This is a genomic window from Leptospira abararensis (genome assembly GCF_016918735.1).
GTDB lineage: Bacteria > Spirochaetota > Leptospiria > Leptospirales > Leptospiraceae > Leptospira_A > Leptospira_A abararensis.
Genome location: NZ_JAFFPR010000050.1, coordinates 22669 through 38957 on the forward strand (window position 1 = coordinate 22669; position 16289 = coordinate 38957).

The following is a 16289-nucleotide window of genomic DNA, read 5'->3' on the forward strand; positions in this document are numbered from 1 at the left end:
AATTATTTAATATTAAACTAATTTTCGAAAAAAATCAAAAATCGATACCAATAATGGTTAGGTCGTCCTGACGATCCTGACCATTTAGAAAATTTTGTAGTGTTTTTAGGAGGTAGTCTTCCGCCTCTTCCAAGGAGAAATCGCGAGTGGATCGGAAGAGATCATAGAGGGCCTCTTCGCCAAACTCCTCTCCTTTTAGATTGAAGGCTTCAAAAACTCCGTCGGTAAATACAAAAAGTCGGTCTCCCGAATCCCAGGTGAGATCCGATTGTCCGTAGTGGATTTGTTTTTTGAGACCCATCATCCGACCTGTTTTTTCGAGAAGTTGGATTTGGTTGTTCCGTAAAAGCACTGCAGGCGGGTGGCCTGCGGAGGCAAACTGAATGGTTTTTTTAGCAAAGTCAATATCTAAAATCAATGCCGTCAAAAGGCTATTGAGGGATACAAAGTTGTCCATAAATTCTTCATTAAAAATTTCCATCACCTTTGATGGAGGTAATTCGAAGTTCTTGATATTATCATACAAACCTTTGATTGCCATAGTAATCATAGCTGCATGCACTCCATGGCCCGTTGCATCCGAGATCAGAATTCTATACTTTGATTCTTTCAAAAGACAAATATCAAAATAATCCCCACCAACTTCCGACACCGGAAGATAACGATACACTAGCTTTAATTGTTCGATAAGTTTAGGATCTGTGATGAGAGAATTCTCTTGGATTTTTTTAGCCACAAAAAGATCTCTTCTCATAGCGCTGAGCGTACGATTTAAAGTTTGCGTGCGTTCTTTGACTTTTTCTTCTAAATCAAAATTGGACTTTTCTAAATTAAATTTTACAAGGATTTCCGCTGCTTCTTTTTCTTTGATGATGGTGTTGTAACGATCTGCCAGAGCAAAAGCAAGTAACATCATTTCAGCTGCGGAACCATATTGTGGTCCGTCAATGGTAAAGGAATTTGTAGGTAAGAGTCCTAATGCCCTTAGTGTAGAAACAATGAGAGCTAAAAATAAAAATGCAAAAGCTAATAGAAAAAAATAGGCTATTCTTTCTTTTTTCAAAGAACAAATAGTTCCAACAAATAAAATCCAAAATGCTGTGAATGCATGGCTAAGAACTATGATTTTAACAAACGATTCAAAAGAAAAAATATATAAAATTGGCAAGAAGATCTGTAAGAAGATCAAAGCGATACTCATTCGATCCAATTTAGGAATCAACTGCTTTGTATTTAATAAACTTCTCATAAATACTAAAAAGAGAATCAAAACTATAGAGATGAATAAATTCACCGAATATTGATCCATCCACGGTGAGTGTGGCCATAAGTATTCCGAAGCTATTCCATTGTGCGAAGCGATGGTAAAGGCTGTACTAGACACTACTAAAACATAGAGAAAGTAATTAGAATCCTTTAGGATAAAAAATAAAAACAAATTGAAAAGAACCATGGCAAAAGCGATTCCAAAGTACATGGCTTGAATGACATGGTCGTTGATCTCATGACGATCATATAAATCTCGATTCCACAATTGGATGGGAAGATGGATTGAGTTTGGTGACTTTACTTTCAAAAAAACCGTCGCATTCGTATTTTCTGGAAATGAAATCGGAAATACAAAAAACCGACTTTGGTAGGGACGTTCTGTCATTGGAACAGAGTAACCAGATGAAACTTTTTTCATTTCTTTTGAGGTTTGAATATACAAATCCAGAGTTTGTAATCGCGGGTAAGAAATAACAATGGTGATTTCTTTGGAAGTTTGGTTTGTATTTTTTAATTGGATTTTTAGCCAATACGTAGATTTTGAATAGGAAAAATTAAAAGCCTCATCTGAGGAAGGAACGTTTATAAATTTTGATTCATAGATTGGGGAGCGAATGGAATCAAAATCCAAATCATTGGCAGGATCTTCAAAAACTAACATTGCTTTAGCGAGATAGATTGGGGATTTATCACTATCGCCTATATCAATAATTGGAACTTTCGCAGAGATAGGATAGACAATCAAAAACAAATAAATCGAAAGATAAAACCAATGGCTTCGAATCCATTTCATCTGGAATCTTCCGTAGCAAATAAATCGAGGGAAAACATTTGGTTGTTTTTTGCAAAAATACAAATCCCATCAAAACTCACCGACAGCCCTTGGGGACCAGGAAGTAATTTCTCTGTGATTACCTCTCCTTTTGGGGAAAGTAAAAGAAGCGAAGTCTCTTTATCATCACTATATTCATCATGAAAGCTAAGAAGGACGATTGTATGTTTTCCATCAAACGTAAAGACAGATACCACCTCCGATTCGATTGGCATCTCTAACAAAAGATTTCCCGAAAAATCAATCATATAGATACCGGAAAAATCACTTGTGATGACGATTCGATCTTCAGTTACTATGATTGGAGTTTTTGCCATCCCAAAGGAATGAGGCCCTAAAGTATCCGTAGCACTGAAGGGAAATTCTTTAATGGTTTCCAATTGGGAATCCAAAAGAAGAGATTCATCCAAAGAAAATGGCAAATACACTCCACCAGGAAATTCGACTGGAGGGGAAGCCAACTCTCGAACCAAAGAGATCCCCGAATCGTGAGTTTGTTTGAATTCTTTTTTCTCTCCTGTATTTGCTGATTCTATGATGGCATAATAATAGTAAATTTGGTATTGCGAATCGATAAACACAGGATGATAAGGAGATAAATATTGGAAAATAATTTCATCAGAAGAATTGATTCCTAGAATTCCTTTGAGTGTATGAAAGACGAGATTTCCTGATTCTGTTTCAAAAACCTTACCCGAAAAAATTTCATATTTTGGTAATGAAATACTTCGTAGTAATTCTCCCGATTTTAAATCATAAACTTGGATTTGGGATTGGTGAGGAAGATACAATGTATCGCCAAGTATCGTAAAACAAAAATTATGCGAAATTCTATTTTCTGAGATGTCACGTTCTTCTGTTGAAAGGATTTCGTAACACTTATAAGCAAGTGGTATAGATACAATGAGTTTGCCTGAAAGATCGTAAAGACAGAGTGTATCAGGTCTGTTTAGTTTTGAAAAGTATTCTGATCCTTTTTGAAATCCTTGGTAAGAACAAAGATAACCTGATTGGTAAAAGAGAATAGGGATTTCTAAACCTTCCTGAAAAGGTTTGCGAATGGAAACTTTCCAAAGAATTTTCTTTTGGCTTAAATCATAGGTTTGTAAAAAATATTTCTCTTCAAGAGCACTGATAAAAGTAAATTGGTCCCTTGCAATAAATTCGGAAACAATGACGAATTCGTTTTTCTCCAAAGTAAAAAGTGGGGCTGCGGAAGATGGAAATCCTTGTGTTTGGATTTTCTGGAATTCGTTTGGGTATTTTTTTTGAAACCATTGGAGAAGCCATCTTTTGACTGTAGAGGGCAAACTGGGATCACGTTGGAAGTATAAAGTTTTTAATGCTTCCTCTTCTGTTTGGGCCAGAGTTTCTAAAATTTCCTCAAAGAATGAATAAGGAAATATAGAATTTTTATGGGTGATGATTCCCGAGACTGAAGGATGACGAATTAATTCTGAACGCTGATCATCAATTCGCTCGGCCGTTTGTTCGTAAAACTCTGGATAGGTGGATCTGGGATCACCAGTACCTCGGGTTTTGATCCACCAAAGACTCTGGCAATCCTTACACTCATAGATTTCCTGAAACAAATTCAGGGAGTTTTCTACGATATCATTGATAGGAAACGAGTGGGTTTGTCTTTCGTCTTGCACCGGTTCTAATCGGGAAAAACGGGAAGATCCTTTCTGGCAAAATAAACAGGACATATGGTTTCAGGGAGTCTAGGTCTATCTAGAAAAACTCCACAAGTCAAGTCCGTTTCTAGTGAAACGAAATAAACGTATACCTTTACTTTGTTCTTGGCAATTTATTTCAAACTTTGTATTTTACCATTAATCCATGTCTCTACAACCCAAGACATACGAAGCCCTGTTGAATGATCTAAAACGTTTGGATGAAGAAAACCAAATCTTGAAACAGACTTGTGACGATACAGCTTCGAAACATTCGAATCTCATTCATGCTCTCCAATTCACACAGTTTTCCATTGATACAATTTCCGAAGCCATCGTATGGTTAGATGAAGAGGGAAACTATGTTTTTGTAAATGATGCCGCTTGCAAAAACTACGGGTATACAAAAGAAGAATTACTTTCCATGAAAATGTTCCAAGTAGATCCGCTGTTTAGTGCGGATCGTTGGAATGCTCATTGGCAAGAAATTTTAGATCGTAAATCCTTCACCATCGAAACAATCAATAAAAGAAAAGATGAGACCCTTGTTCCGATAGAAGTTACCGTAAACTTAGTAGAATACGATGGAAAACAATACAATTGCGCCATCATTCGTGATATTACGGAACGAAAACTAGCGGAGGACAAACTGAAACAATCGGCAATCCGATTAGCCGAACTCAATGCTACTAAGGATAAATTTTTTTCGATCATCGCCCATGACTTACGTGGCCCCTTAGGAACCCAACGCGAATTTACCAAAATCTTAAGTGAAAAAGATTCCCGTTTTTCAGAATCCGAAAGGATACATTACTTAAAGATGTTAGAGGAATCCTCTGATTTGGTTTATTCCTTACTGGAAAATCTACTAGACTGGGCTCGTTCTCAGAGTGGAAATATCACCTTCCAACCAATCGTTATTCATTTTTATGATCTTGCACAAAGAGTGATCGGACTTTTAAATCTTTCCGCTGACAAAAAGAAAGTGACCATCTCTAATCAAATCCCAAAAAACCAACAGATTTTTGCTGATTTGTTTATGATTGAAACTGTGGTGCGAAATTTAATTTCCAATGCAATCAAATATAGTAACCCCAACCATGAAGTTGTCATCGGCATAGTTTCGCAAGAAAACCAAACTCATCCGAGTTCCACTGTATTCTTTGTTAAAGATGAGGGAGTGGGAATGGAAAAAGGACAAATAGAGAATCTATTTCGATTGGATAAAAAAAAATCAACTCTAGGAACGGGACAAGAATCTGGAACGGGACTTGGACTCATTCTATGTAAGGAATTTTTGGAAAGACATAATGGATCGGTTTGGGTACAGAGTGAACCTAAAAAAGGTTCCACCTTCTTTTTTCAATTAGGACAAAACACAATATAAGATTCCTTTTTTGCTTATCATTCAAAAATTTAAGATCTTTTATAATTTTTTTGGACTCAGTTTTATAAAAATCGTATATTATAAGGGATGCGAAATTTCAGTAACATAGTTTTCGTTTTTTTCTTTATATTTCTTTTCCCTCTTGCGGCGGAAGATCTAAAACCTGATAATGATCCTAACATAAGTAATGCGAAAAAATCTTCTTCCATTTTTGGATCTGGATTAAAAGTACTGGAACTGGCGGGAGAATTTATTCAAACTCCATCAGCTGGTGGTCCACAATCTGTTTCTAGTATTTTGAATTCTGCGCGCGTTGCCGCAAGTTTTGCAAATTCCGATTCTGCAAATAATTTAAATCCACCGGGAATCATAACAGAAAGCGCAGAATCAAGACCTACTTCAACAGTCTCTCCCAGGATTAAATATTCACACCAAATTTCTGAAGATTTTTTTGTCGGCTTAGTTTATGCGAAAGGAGAACACTACAACGACACGAGAACCAGTTTTAGTACAAATGGTCTCTATTTGAATGACAAGATTCGTTCAGGGATTAATGAAGTTGGATTTAAAATTGGAATTGGTCCCTTAAATTACCTAACCAGTACAAGTTCCAATGAATTTAGTTTTTCCTATTCTGAATTGTCTTCCAAAGGACCCTTTCAATCGTTTCAGTTAAAATTTCCATTTTTAAGGACGGGAGAACAATCTGTAACAGAAGGATATGCTCTTTCCACTGGAACTGTAGAGTTTAGAACCAAGAATTATGGAATGAATTTTGGATTTGTCACCTCCATAACAGATTGGCTCAACTTATACATGATAGGTGATCTTACCGTTTTTGCAGGACAATTAAAACTCGCTTCCTATGGAATCGAAACCGCTTCTACCGGCACACTCAATACAAACAATCAGCTCGTATTTAGTACACCTGTTAATAAAACAGATTTAACTATGTTTCAATCCAAAGAAGGGTTATCAAGGGGACTCGGTGGGGCAACAGTATCCTTTGAAATGGGACTTGTTTGGAAATTCTTTGATACCTTTGGATTAAAGTATGGAGGTTTCTACCAAATGTCTGCTTTTAGTGTTTCTGAAGTGAGTGGATACAATTGGGGGCCCGACAAAAAGCCGGTTGAGCTTAGCTCTGTTCCAAATCTTAATTCTTCCCAAAGTTCCAAAGAATTTGGATCTTATGGAGTGAATGTTTCCGTTGTAAAAAACTTTTAATCCTGATTTCCTGTCTTATTAATAGAGACTTATCTCTCAAAGACAGGATTAGATGAAACATAAATCCATACTATACGCCCAAAAACTCGACTTCCAATGGCCGACATTGGATCCTTTTTTGTTTTGTGTCCACCATGAAGATTTTTATCCCAAAGGGAACGGAAAGTTTGGCCCCGATGCTTCCTTACAGGGAAGACAAATTGGCCAAGACTTTGCCGGCAAAGATGGATGGAGGATGTATCATGGAGAAACCATTCCAGGGTTTCCAGGTCACCCTCACCGTGGATTTGAAACTGTTACTGTAGTCCAAAAAGGACTCATTGATCATGCAGATTCCCAAGGTGCAGCTGGAAGGTATGGTGATGGAGACGTGCAGTGGATGACAGCAGGGGCTGGAATCCAACATTCAGAAATGTTTCCTTTGGTAAACGAATCAGGGGATAACACTTTGGAGCTCTTTCAAATTTGGCTCAATTTACCCGCAAAGAATAAATTCGTGGATCCTCATTTCAAAATGTTTTGGAACGAAGACATTCCTGTAAAAACGATTACGGATGTAGGTGGCAAAAAGGTAAAAATCAAAACTGTCGCAGGATCATTGTTTGGTGACAAACCACTCGACCCTCCTCCCGATTCTTGGGCCGGAGATCCTAAAAACGAAGTGGGAATTTATATTTTGGATTTTGATCCAGAAGTCAGTTTTGTGATTCCTGGAAGTGCCAAAGGAAATAATCGGAATCTTTATTACTTTCGTGGTGAAGGACTTGTGTTAGACGATTTAGTGGTTCCTGGCAAACATATGTACAATCTCGATTCCGAAGTTGCAGTGACATTAAAGAATGGATCAGAACCGGCTCGAGTTTTGATTTTAGAAGGAAAACCCATTGCTGAACCTGTGGTACAGTATGGGCCCTTTGTGATGAACAAACAAGAAGAGATTCAACAAGCGTTTGACGACTATCGCAAAACGCAGTTTGGTGGTTGGCCTTGGGATTCTTATGATCCAGTCCATGTCGGCAAAGGGAGATTTGCTAGGCATGCTGACGGAAAAGAAGATTTACCCGCTTAAACGAGTCGGAATTTAGATAAAACGCCTAACGATCTGTTAGGCAACCAGTACTCGCATCTTTTACCATCTGGATGTACTTCCAAAGATATCCAGAAGTGATCCGATAGGGTGGTTTTTTCCAAGCTGCTCTACGTTTTTCTAATTCTTCTGGCGAGATTTTGAGTTCGAGTTTGTTGGTACGGGCATCGATCAGAATCGTATCCCCATCTTGAACAAAAGCCAATTCTCCCCCTTCCATCGCTTCTGGCGTGATATGGCCCACGACAAAGCCGTGACTTCCTCCAGAAAACCTCCCGTCTGTAATGAGTGCCACATTATCCCCAAGGCCTGCTCCTATGATGGCTGAAGTGGGTTTTAACATCTCAGGCATTCCAGGCCCCCCTTTGGGCCCGACATAACGGATCACAACTACATGACCTGGTTTAACTTTCCCTTCACGAATTCCTGTATTGGCTTCTACTTCGGAATCAAAACAGATGGCTTTGCCTTCAAACATTTCGCCTTCATGCCCAGTGATTTTTGCCACTGCTCCTTTTTTGGCGATATTTCCATACAGGACTTGGATATGACCTTCTTTTTTAATGGGGTTACTAACAGGGCGAAGTAAGTCTTGGTCACTTGGAAGATCAGGAAGTCCTTCCAAGTTTTCTGCGATGGTTTTTCCAGTCACAGTCAAACAAGATCCATCAATCAAACCTTCACGTAACATAAATTTCATGATGGCTGGGGTTCCGCCAATGGCATGTAAGTCTTCCATCAGGTACTTTCCACTTGGTTTCATATCCGCAAGGAGTGGGGTCGTATCGGTTACTTTTTGAATTTGTTCTAAGTCGAGAGGGATACCCATAGTTCTTGCAATAGCAATCATATGTAAGGCTGCGTTTGTGGATCCCCCAAGAATGGTGACCACACGAAGGGCATTTAGAATGGAAGTGGGAGTGATGATATCCGAAGGTTTGATGTCCTTTTCTAAAAGATTGTACATATACTTTCCAATATTCATACATTCTTTCTTTTTCTCTTCACTGCGTGCCGGAGACGAAGAACTATATGGCAAACTCATTCCCATCACTTCGATCGCAGTTGCCATAGTGTTCGCAGTATACATTCCGCCGCAAGCTCCCGGGCCCGGGCAGGAATTTTTAATCACTTCTTTAAAATCATCTTCTGTGATTTTGCCGTTAATTTTTTTTCCATATGCTTCAAAAGCAGAAACAATATTTAATTTTTCGCCTTTGTAGTTTCCACCGTTGATGGTTCCACCATATACCATGATGGAGGGGCGATTGAGTCTTGCCATGGCCATAATGGCCCCTGGCATATTTTTATCACAACCGGCAGTAAATAAAAGCCCATCATAATAATGAGCACCGGCAATGGTTTCAATGGAATCAGCAATGATCTCCCGAGAAGGTAAGGAATAACGCATCCCATCATTTCCATTGGTGATCCCATCACTCACACCAATGGTATTGAAGAGTAAACCAACCATTTCTTTTGTATCTAAAACACTTTTCTTTTGCAGGGCAGAAAGTGTTGTTAGGTGCATATTACAAGGATTTCCATCAAATCCTGTACTTCCAATTCCAATGAATGGTTTGTTTAAATCTTCATAGGGAACTCCAGAGCCAATGATCATTGCTTGGGAGGCTGGGAGGGATTCGTCTTGGGTAAGAGTGCGACTGTATCGATTCAAAGTCATAATAGTTCAATTTCCTTTGGATTAAAGACAAAATGTAAGATGGCGAGGTTAAGGAAAGCGGATTTTGAAATTATGGATGAATCATTTCGACAAGAATTTTATTTTCATTATTTCCTTGGGCCAAATCCTTTTCCCAATCTTTAAATTCTAAATTCAAACAACTGTTAGCACGATCACGATTGGCCTGAGGTAAAAAGCCATTGGCTGCAATGGATTTAGCAGACTTCGCAATTTTTCCGCGAACAGACTCCAACCATTGGATCTCTGTAAAATTAGCAAAGCGGCTTCCATTTGCTTCTTGGAATCCTTCTAATTCACAAGTTTCCACAACTCGAAAGGTATATTGTGATTTGAAAGTATCGATATTAGCAACGGTAGTTGCTTTCGAACTCAATACTCCAGATTGTAAGATCGATTCTTGGCAATCGACAGTTCTCGATTGAATGATCCTAGCTTCATTCAAAATAACATTTACTTCCGCCTGGGTTACGATGAGTTGATTTACATTACATACTCCCAAGGGACGACGACTACAAAATTGATTGTTCGAAGTTAAGGAAGTATTTGTTTTAATGCAGTTTCCTGATTGGCGAACCAAATACAATGTGGTTAAGTACAAGGTTTGTTTATTCTCTTCTTCTTTTTGTGTTTCCTCACCACTCTCAAAACAAGAGATCAAAAAAAGAATCAAACTGAACCAAAACAAAATCAGGAAAATTTTTTTCAAAATCTTACCTCCATTCCAATATTAATCAGAGGAATGATCGCCATTTTTCCGTTAGGTGTTTGGGAAATAATAAAGGGAGAATTAACAGTATCATACGTCGGTGCTGGATTTTGATTTCTTTGGTAATTTTTTGTGTTATCAAATTCAAACCCAGCTTGGTTGCGACGACCATAAAAATTCACGAATTCAATGTAGGTATTGATATAACCCCAGGAATAGTTTTCAATTCGGTCAATCCGCAAGTCAAACTGATGGAAAGGTAAAAACCTGTCGCTGTTATAATTTCCTGAATAGTTTTGAAAGTATAAGTTTAGCCCGAAAGTGGCCGCTTGGTTTGCTCGTGTAGCGCCTGTAATGGGAGTGTAAGGAGTTCCCGAAAAATAACGAAACCTTCCGCCCACCATCCACTCTGGATTGAATTTATAACCAAATACAATATTTAAGATATGAGTTCTGTCCAAATCATAAAGTTGTTCTTTGTCATTATTGTAGATTACTTCAAACTGATTATCATCGTAATAATTAATATAGTTGGTTCCAAATTTGGATTGGGCGAGTAGTGTTCTGGAATTATTCAGTAAGGTTCTGTTTCTTGTTTCATCACTGTTCATTCGAGATTGGTTATTGATTCGTTTTGTGATGGAATTGGTGTAAGAGATCCAACCAAAAAGACCAGACTGTTCTCTTGGATCTTTTGTTTTTTTGATAAAAATTTCAATCCCTTCGGAATGCCCATACCCAGCATTGGAATAATTGAGATTTTTAGGTGTGATGGGGTTAGCGAGAACTTTGGCTGTTTCATTCACAAAGATCCGCGTGTCATTATTGAGAGCATACGGATCAACAATATAAGCATCAGGGACAATGATGTTTTGAAAGATATTTCGAAAACCTTCCACCTTGATTTGCCAATTATTTGCAAACTCTTGGCTCACACCAATGGAATTGTGTTCGGACCTTTCCATAAAAAGATTGGGATTTCCAGACTTGGCAGACAAAGCTTCCACAGAAACAGGAGCATTGTAATGAATTCCGTGCCCTGCCATAAATCCTGTTTTTGTCGATTCAAAGAGATATCCACCCGTAATCCGGGGAGCCAAATTTGTTTCATTACTTCCCGAATAATTATCAACCCGCGCACCGGGTGTTAGGCGGAATCCACCGTATTTAAAAGGAAGTTCTGCATAGGCAGATTTTTCACGGTATCGTATCCGGTCTCCATCAATCACAGATCGGAAAGCCGCATTGGAATTTAAAAGATCGTTGAATATATTGTAGAATAACCGGTTGTAAGAAGAAATATTTTCTCCTTTTAAAGTAGTCTCTCGAAACCGGCCCTGCACCCCTGCTTCTAGTTTGAGATGTTCTTCCCAAAGTTCCCATTCAAAAGCGTTGTGAACGTAAGTAATCGAATCAGCAGTTCTATTCTGTAACCCAAAAATATTCTCTGCCGTGAGGGGGTTTGTAAACCTGAGTTCAAAAAATTCATTAAACGATGTGCGAGAGTAAGATAAAGTATTTCGAAAGGTTTTTCCTTTCCAAACATAACGAATGGCATCGGTTCGAAACATACGATCAAGGCCTGTTGGAGGGCGCGGGTCTTCCCCTCCCCTTTCCAAATCGGCTTGGGCTTTGGTATAGGCCTGCCTATCCCTTGTTCCAAAAGTTTGGATGGAAAGCCTGTGTTCCGAATTGATATCCCAAATTAATTTCCATTGGTAGTCATGGTATTCTGCATATTTGGCATCTTCTGGAATTCCTTGTGGGTATGCTTGTAAGAGAACTAAGTTAGGATAGTTTTTTCGACCGGAACTAACCATCGCAAGTCCAGGCAATACTTTGGATTGGTTGTAAACATCAGTTAAAAACAAATTGATATTGATAACTGTTTTGTTTTCATCCACACGATCCGTTCCTTCAATGGCGATGATTCCACCAGTCGCATAACCATATTTAGCTGGAAATGCTCCTGTAAATACATCGAAGGATTTGATTAAATTATTATTTAAAACAGAAGATTGGTTACCCAAATGAAAAGGATAAGGAAGGGGAAATCCATCGAAGTAGTATTGGTTTTGCCTTGTGCCACCCCCGCGAAGGGACAGGTCCCCCCTTTCACTATTGGAATAAGGATTTCCTGTGAGTAAATTAGTTCCAATGTTTGTAAAGACCGATGGCAAAATTCCCACGGGAGCACCAATCACTACACCTGGAATGGTTTGCAGGGCTTTTAAGGAATCACCAGACACCCCGGGCAAACGTTTGATTTCTTCTTGGACGAGTCCATACCGCGAAAGTGGAGTTTTATCTCTTTCTCCACTCACTAAAATTCCCGATAAATTGGATTCTGAAATGGTAACCAAGATGACTTGGCCTTTGAATCGAACTTCTCGAAATATTGATTCGGTTCTGTCGGCAGTAGATACTTTGATTTCATAATATCCAGGTTCGGGAAATCGAAGTTTGGCGATCCCTTCTTCATTGGAAACCCCACTGGTTTTTCCTTTTTTAGAAATGACGACAGCATTGGTGACTGGTTTTCCGGTATTTGACTTTACAATTTGAAAAACAACTTCGATATTTCCGTCTGCAAAGCTCGGACTATACCAACCAAAAGAAACGAGAAGTATAAATAAAAAAATTCTGGTATGTTTCATTTGGGAGATGGGATCAAACTTTCTGCCATCCGATACAATTCGTCCAATGACTTTTTGTCACCAAGCAACCTGTATCCTTGCAAAACCCCTTCATAGACAAAGAATAGATGTTTGGCGAGTAAACGACAATCTACTTTAGAATTTAAATGGCCATTTTCTGCAGACTCTTCCAAGTATTCTGCCAAACAATTGATGGTATTATTTGCAATTTCTTCAATTGCTTTCAGAATCTCCACCTCTTGTGGTGCAATTTGGGCTCGAAAGTTGGCCATTCCGCAGCCATAGAGTTGTGATTCCCTTGCTTCCCGGGAAAGGATCCTCACCCAAGCCTTTACAAATTCCAATGGCTTCGGGTTTCGTTTCATTAAGGATTTAAGCAATATTAAATTCTCATCCGAATACTGCTGGAGAACTTCTTTACCTAACATTTCCTTTGAAGAAAAATGTTGGTAGAGACTGGCCTTAACTGTTTTTGCTTCCTCTACGATTTGATTGAGTCCCGTCTCTGAATAACCTTGTTTCAAAAAAAGATGCCGACTGACTTGGAGGAGGCGTATGCGAGTTGGTTCTTTTTTCATATACCCCCAAAAATTACCGATAAACAAAACTAAGCAAGAATTTATACCAACTGGTCTGTCTAAAAAGTTCTTGCCAATACATACCGACCGGTATGTATGTATTCCAGGAGAATCCAAATGAACTCTGAAATGATTTCCATCCACGAAAAAACCACCACAGTCACCGAAGCCTTAGAAACCAGACACAGCATTCGAGAGTATCTGCCTGAACCAATTCCCGAAGAAATCCTCAAACGGATTTTTGAAAAGGCCTTACGTACACCCAGTTGGAAGAATTCACAACCCTGGAAGATTCATATAGTAAGCGGGAAAAAACGAGATCTATTGGCAGCAGAATTAACAAAAGCGGCACGCGAATCTACCCCACAGCCAGAAACCAATTGGCCGGAATCTTATCCGAGTGATGCCAAAAAACGGATGTTTGATTTGGGAATGAAAATCTACGGAGTGGCAGGCATTGATAGAAAAGACAAAGAAGCTAGAGATCAATTTATGCTTCGTAACTTTGACTTTTTTGGTGCACCCACGGCTGTGTTTATCACATCAAAATTTGATCTTAACTTTTTTGTGGGCATTGATTTGGGTTGTTTTGTCCAATCGGTTTTGCTTTTAGCAAGAGAAGAAGGTTTGGGAACCTGTCCTCAGGCGGCCCTAGGTGCTTTTCCCGATGTAGTGAGAGGTTCTCTCCAGTTACCAAAAGAAGAAAAGGTGATTATGGGATTGAGTATTGGATACCCAAAACCTGATTCCGAACTCAATCGTTTCCATACTCCAAGGGAATCAGCCGAAGATTTAATTCGTTTCTATTAAAAAATCATTTCTGATTCGGAAAGTTTGGTATATGATGATTCGACACTAAAAATTAGAAGCAAGTAGGGACAGTATGTATTCTAAATCTTTCTGGAATGAGCGTTATGCGAACGAAGACTATGTTTACGGGAAGGATCCGAATGAATTTTTACGCACTCGTTTGCCTAATTTAAAAAAAGGAAGAATTCTTTTTCCTTGCGAAGGGGAAGGGAGAAATGCTGTGTTCGCTGCGGGCTTAGGTTGGGATGTGTTTGCCTTTGACCAATCGGAAGAAGGAAAACAAAAAGCAACCGCTCTGGCAAAAGAAAAAAATGTAAGTTTTCATTATGAAATTTCAGATGCTTTAAATTATCCATATGCACCTGAACAAATGGATATGGTGGCTTTGATTTATAGTCACTTTCATAAATCGATCAGAACTACAGTACATAGAAATTGTGTCCGAACTCTGAAAACTGGTGGCATTTTGTTATTAGAAGCATTCTCACCTGACCAGTTACAATATACCTCTGGTGGTCCCAAAGATCCAGATATGTTATGCAATCTAAAGGATTTACGGATGGACTTTTCAGAAATGAGCATTGAATACGAAGAAGCCTTGGAGATTGAACTAAACGAAAGTCCGTTCCATAGGGGTAAGGCCGCCATCGTTCGACTTGTCTTACGAAAAATCTAAGTTAGTTTTTTCTTTCAACTTCTGAAATCCATGATTCTCTTTCTTTGGAAGAAGAGGGAGAAATAGTTTCATGAAGTTATTTATTTCGTTTTTATTGGTAACGGTATTGTTTTTGCAATGTTCCTTCGGTCAAAAAGTAAAGTATGCAGACCTAAAACAATCTTATCCCAAAGTCAATTGGGAAGCTCGTAGAACAGAAGCCGTCAAACTCCTATCAGATCTTTTAAAGATCCCCTCTGTTCGTGGAAATGAAATCCAGGTTGCAAAATACATTCAAGCTGTCTTAACAAAAGAAGGTATCCCTTCCCGTTTTGTTTTTGATCCCAAGTTTCCCGCAAGACCCAATTTAATTGCCGAACTACCAGCAACCGTTCCCAATCCAGAGCCAGGGATCATCCTCGCAAACCATTTAGACACTGTTGAGTTCGATACCAAAGAGTGGAAAGTGGCGCCGCTTTCTGGATCTGTCAGTGAAGGCCGTGTATGGGGACGTGGTGCCATTGATATGAAAGGAATGGCGGTGATGGAATTACTCGCCTTTCTCGAAATCAAACGATCTGGAATTCCTAGAACAAGAAAGATTATGTACCTGGCTCTAGCGGATGAAGAATCAGGATCAGAGTTAGGTGGAAAATATATGACTTCAAAACAAAAACAGGTTTTTGAAGGTTACGAGTATGCCATCAATGAAGGTGGAGTGGCAACAAGAGATATCGTAATTCCTGGAGCAACTATCTTTAACATTCAATATGCGGAAAAAGGTAATATTTGGTTACGGGCAAAAATTAAGGGAACCAGTGGACATGGATCTACTCCCCCTTCTCAATATCCGGCATTATCCTTAATTCAATTTTTTAATGAGGTTCGAGAACTTGAATCTGATATTCGCATCACAACAGAAACTGATGCATTTTTCTATCAACTAGGAACGATCAGTTCTTTTCCCAATTCCTTTTTTTTGAAGAATGCTAGAAACCCTTTGATCAAACCCTTATTACACGGAACGATTCGCAGCAACCGCCACCTAACAGCGATGACTACCAATACTAAGTCCATCACTGGATTTCGCACTACGGAAGGTGAAGGTGGAGAAAATGTCATTGCCGGGGAAGCTTCTGGTAGGATGGATATCCGCACCTTGCCTGGAGTGGATATTATCGAATTTTCCAATAAGGTAAAAACCATTGCTGAAAAGTACAAAGCAGAGATTACTTTTACTGATATCAATCCCACGGATATATCTCCTATCAATACAAAGTTTTTTAGCACCTTGGCTGCGGTATCGGTGAATAAATTTCCCAACAGTACGGTGACTCCATTTCTTTCTCCAGGAAAAACCGATAATTCTTATCTTCGTCGTGTGGGAATCAAAGCTTATGGTCTTATTCCAGCCGTTCTCAAATCAGAAGACATCGATGGAATGCACGGAAAGAACGAAAACATGACCATTGATAATTTGGAACTCGGTACAAAGATTCTTTTTGAAACTTTAGTGGAAATGAATCAGTAGGATCTGTTGGCTTTTCTGACTTTGTCTGCAATAAAGCTATTAGCAAATTGCAGATGTTGTTTTCTTAATTTTTCATTGAGTTTTTACTTAGGCAAGTTTTACCCATTCCGTTAAAACTTTCTGGAGAGAGTCCATGATATTTTTCCCTCTGTATATTTTTGTACATCAA

12 protein-coding genes are annotated in these 16289 nt (G+C 38.8%); 6 read left to right on the top strand and 6 right to left on the bottom strand.

Going from position 1 to position 16289, the window contains the following annotated elements; all coding sequences use genetic code 11:
- Positions 1 to 34 precede the first annotated feature (34 nt).
- The gene (locus tag JWG40_RS13725; protein WP_205286360.1) at positions 35 to 2062 is read right to left on the bottom strand and encodes a 7TM diverse intracellular signaling domain-containing protein; all 2028 of its coding nucleotides are present in this window, start codon (positions 2060 to 2062) and stop codon (positions 35 to 37) included.
- On the bottom strand, positions 2059 to 3810 hold the full coding sequence (locus JWG40_RS13730; protein WP_205286361.1) for a hypothetical protein: 1752 nt from the start codon (positions 3808 to 3810) through the stop codon (positions 2059 to 2061). Before JWG40_RS13730 ends, JWG40_RS13725 begins: the two co-directional genes overlap by 4 nt.
- Positions 3811 to 3943: 133 nt before the next feature.
- Between JWG40_RS13730 and JWG40_RS13735 the strand changes: the two genes are divergently transcribed.
- The 3 genes from JWG40_RS13735 to JWG40_RS13745 all read left to right on the top strand — a co-directional run bounded on the left by JWG40_RS13735 (position 3944) and on the right by JWG40_RS13745 (position 7460).
- A complete protein-coding gene (locus JWG40_RS13735) occupies positions 3944 to 5164 on the top strand; it encodes a PAS domain-containing sensor histidine kinase (RefSeq protein ID WP_205286362.1) in 1221 nt (406 codons plus the stop codon).
- Between the two features lie 87 nt (positions 5165 to 5251).
- Positions 5252 to 6391 carry a hypothetical protein gene (locus JWG40_RS13740; protein WP_205286363.1) on the top strand — a complete coding sequence of 380 codons (1140 nt, stop codon included), beginning with the start codon at positions 5252 to 5254 and terminating at the stop codon, positions 6389 to 6391.
- Between the two features lie 52 nt (positions 6392 to 6443).
- Positions 6444 to 7460 carry a pirin family protein gene (locus JWG40_RS13745; protein ID WP_205286364.1) on the top strand — a complete coding sequence of 339 codons (1017 nt, stop codon included), beginning with the start codon at positions 6444 to 6446 and terminating at the stop codon, positions 7458 to 7460.
- A gap of 25 nt (positions 7461 to 7485) precedes the next feature.
- Here JWG40_RS13745 and ilvD read toward each other — a convergent pair whose 3' ends face one another.
- The 4 genes from ilvD to JWG40_RS13765 all read right to left on the bottom strand — a co-directional run bounded on the left by ilvD (position 7486) and on the right by JWG40_RS13765 (position 13124).
- Positions 7486 to 9162 (bottom strand): dihydroxy-acid dehydratase, encoded by a 1677-nt coding sequence (gene ilvD / locus JWG40_RS13750; RefSeq protein WP_205286365.1) that lies wholly within the window; start codon positions 9160 to 9162, stop codon positions 7486 to 7488.
- A gap of 70 nt (positions 9163 to 9232) precedes the next feature.
- A complete protein-coding gene (locus JWG40_RS13755; RefSeq protein WP_408611533.1) occupies positions 9233 to 9880 on the bottom strand; it encodes a hypothetical protein in 648 nt (215 codons plus the stop codon).
- Between the two features lie 5 nt (positions 9881 to 9885).
- Positions 9886 to 12546 carry a TonB-dependent receptor plug domain-containing protein gene (locus JWG40_RS13760; protein WP_205286367.1) on the bottom strand — a complete coding sequence of 887 codons (2661 nt, stop codon included), beginning with the start codon at positions 12544 to 12546 and terminating at the stop codon, positions 9886 to 9888.
- The gene (locus JWG40_RS13765) at positions 12543 to 13124 is read right to left on the bottom strand and encodes a TetR/AcrR family transcriptional regulator (RefSeq protein WP_205286368.1); all 582 of its coding nucleotides are present in this window, start codon (positions 13122 to 13124) and stop codon (positions 12543 to 12545) included. The genes JWG40_RS13760 and JWG40_RS13765 overlap by 4 nt, the downstream gene beginning before the upstream one ends.
- Positions 13125 to 13241: 117 nt before the next feature.
- Here JWG40_RS13765 and JWG40_RS13770 point away from each other — a divergent pair, with 117 nt between their 5' ends.
- The 3 genes from JWG40_RS13770 (at position 13242) to JWG40_RS13780 (ending at position 16120) form a co-directional block, all read left to right on the top strand.
- A complete protein-coding gene (locus tag JWG40_RS13770) occupies positions 13242 to 13934 on the top strand; it encodes a nitroreductase (protein WP_205286369.1) in 693 nt (230 codons plus the stop codon).
- A gap of 73 nt (positions 13935 to 14007) precedes the next feature.
- Positions 14008 to 14610, top strand: coding sequence for a class I SAM-dependent methyltransferase (locus tag JWG40_RS13775; protein ID WP_205286370.1), 603 nt, complete (start codon positions 14008 to 14010; stop codon positions 14608 to 14610).
- A gap of 70 nt (positions 14611 to 14680) precedes the next feature.
- Positions 14681 to 16120 (top strand): M20/M25/M40 family metallo-hydrolase, encoded by a 1440-nt coding sequence (locus tag JWG40_RS13780; RefSeq protein WP_205286371.1) that lies wholly within the window; start codon positions 14681 to 14683, stop codon positions 16118 to 16120.
- Positions 16121 to 16289: the final 169 nt, after the last annotated feature.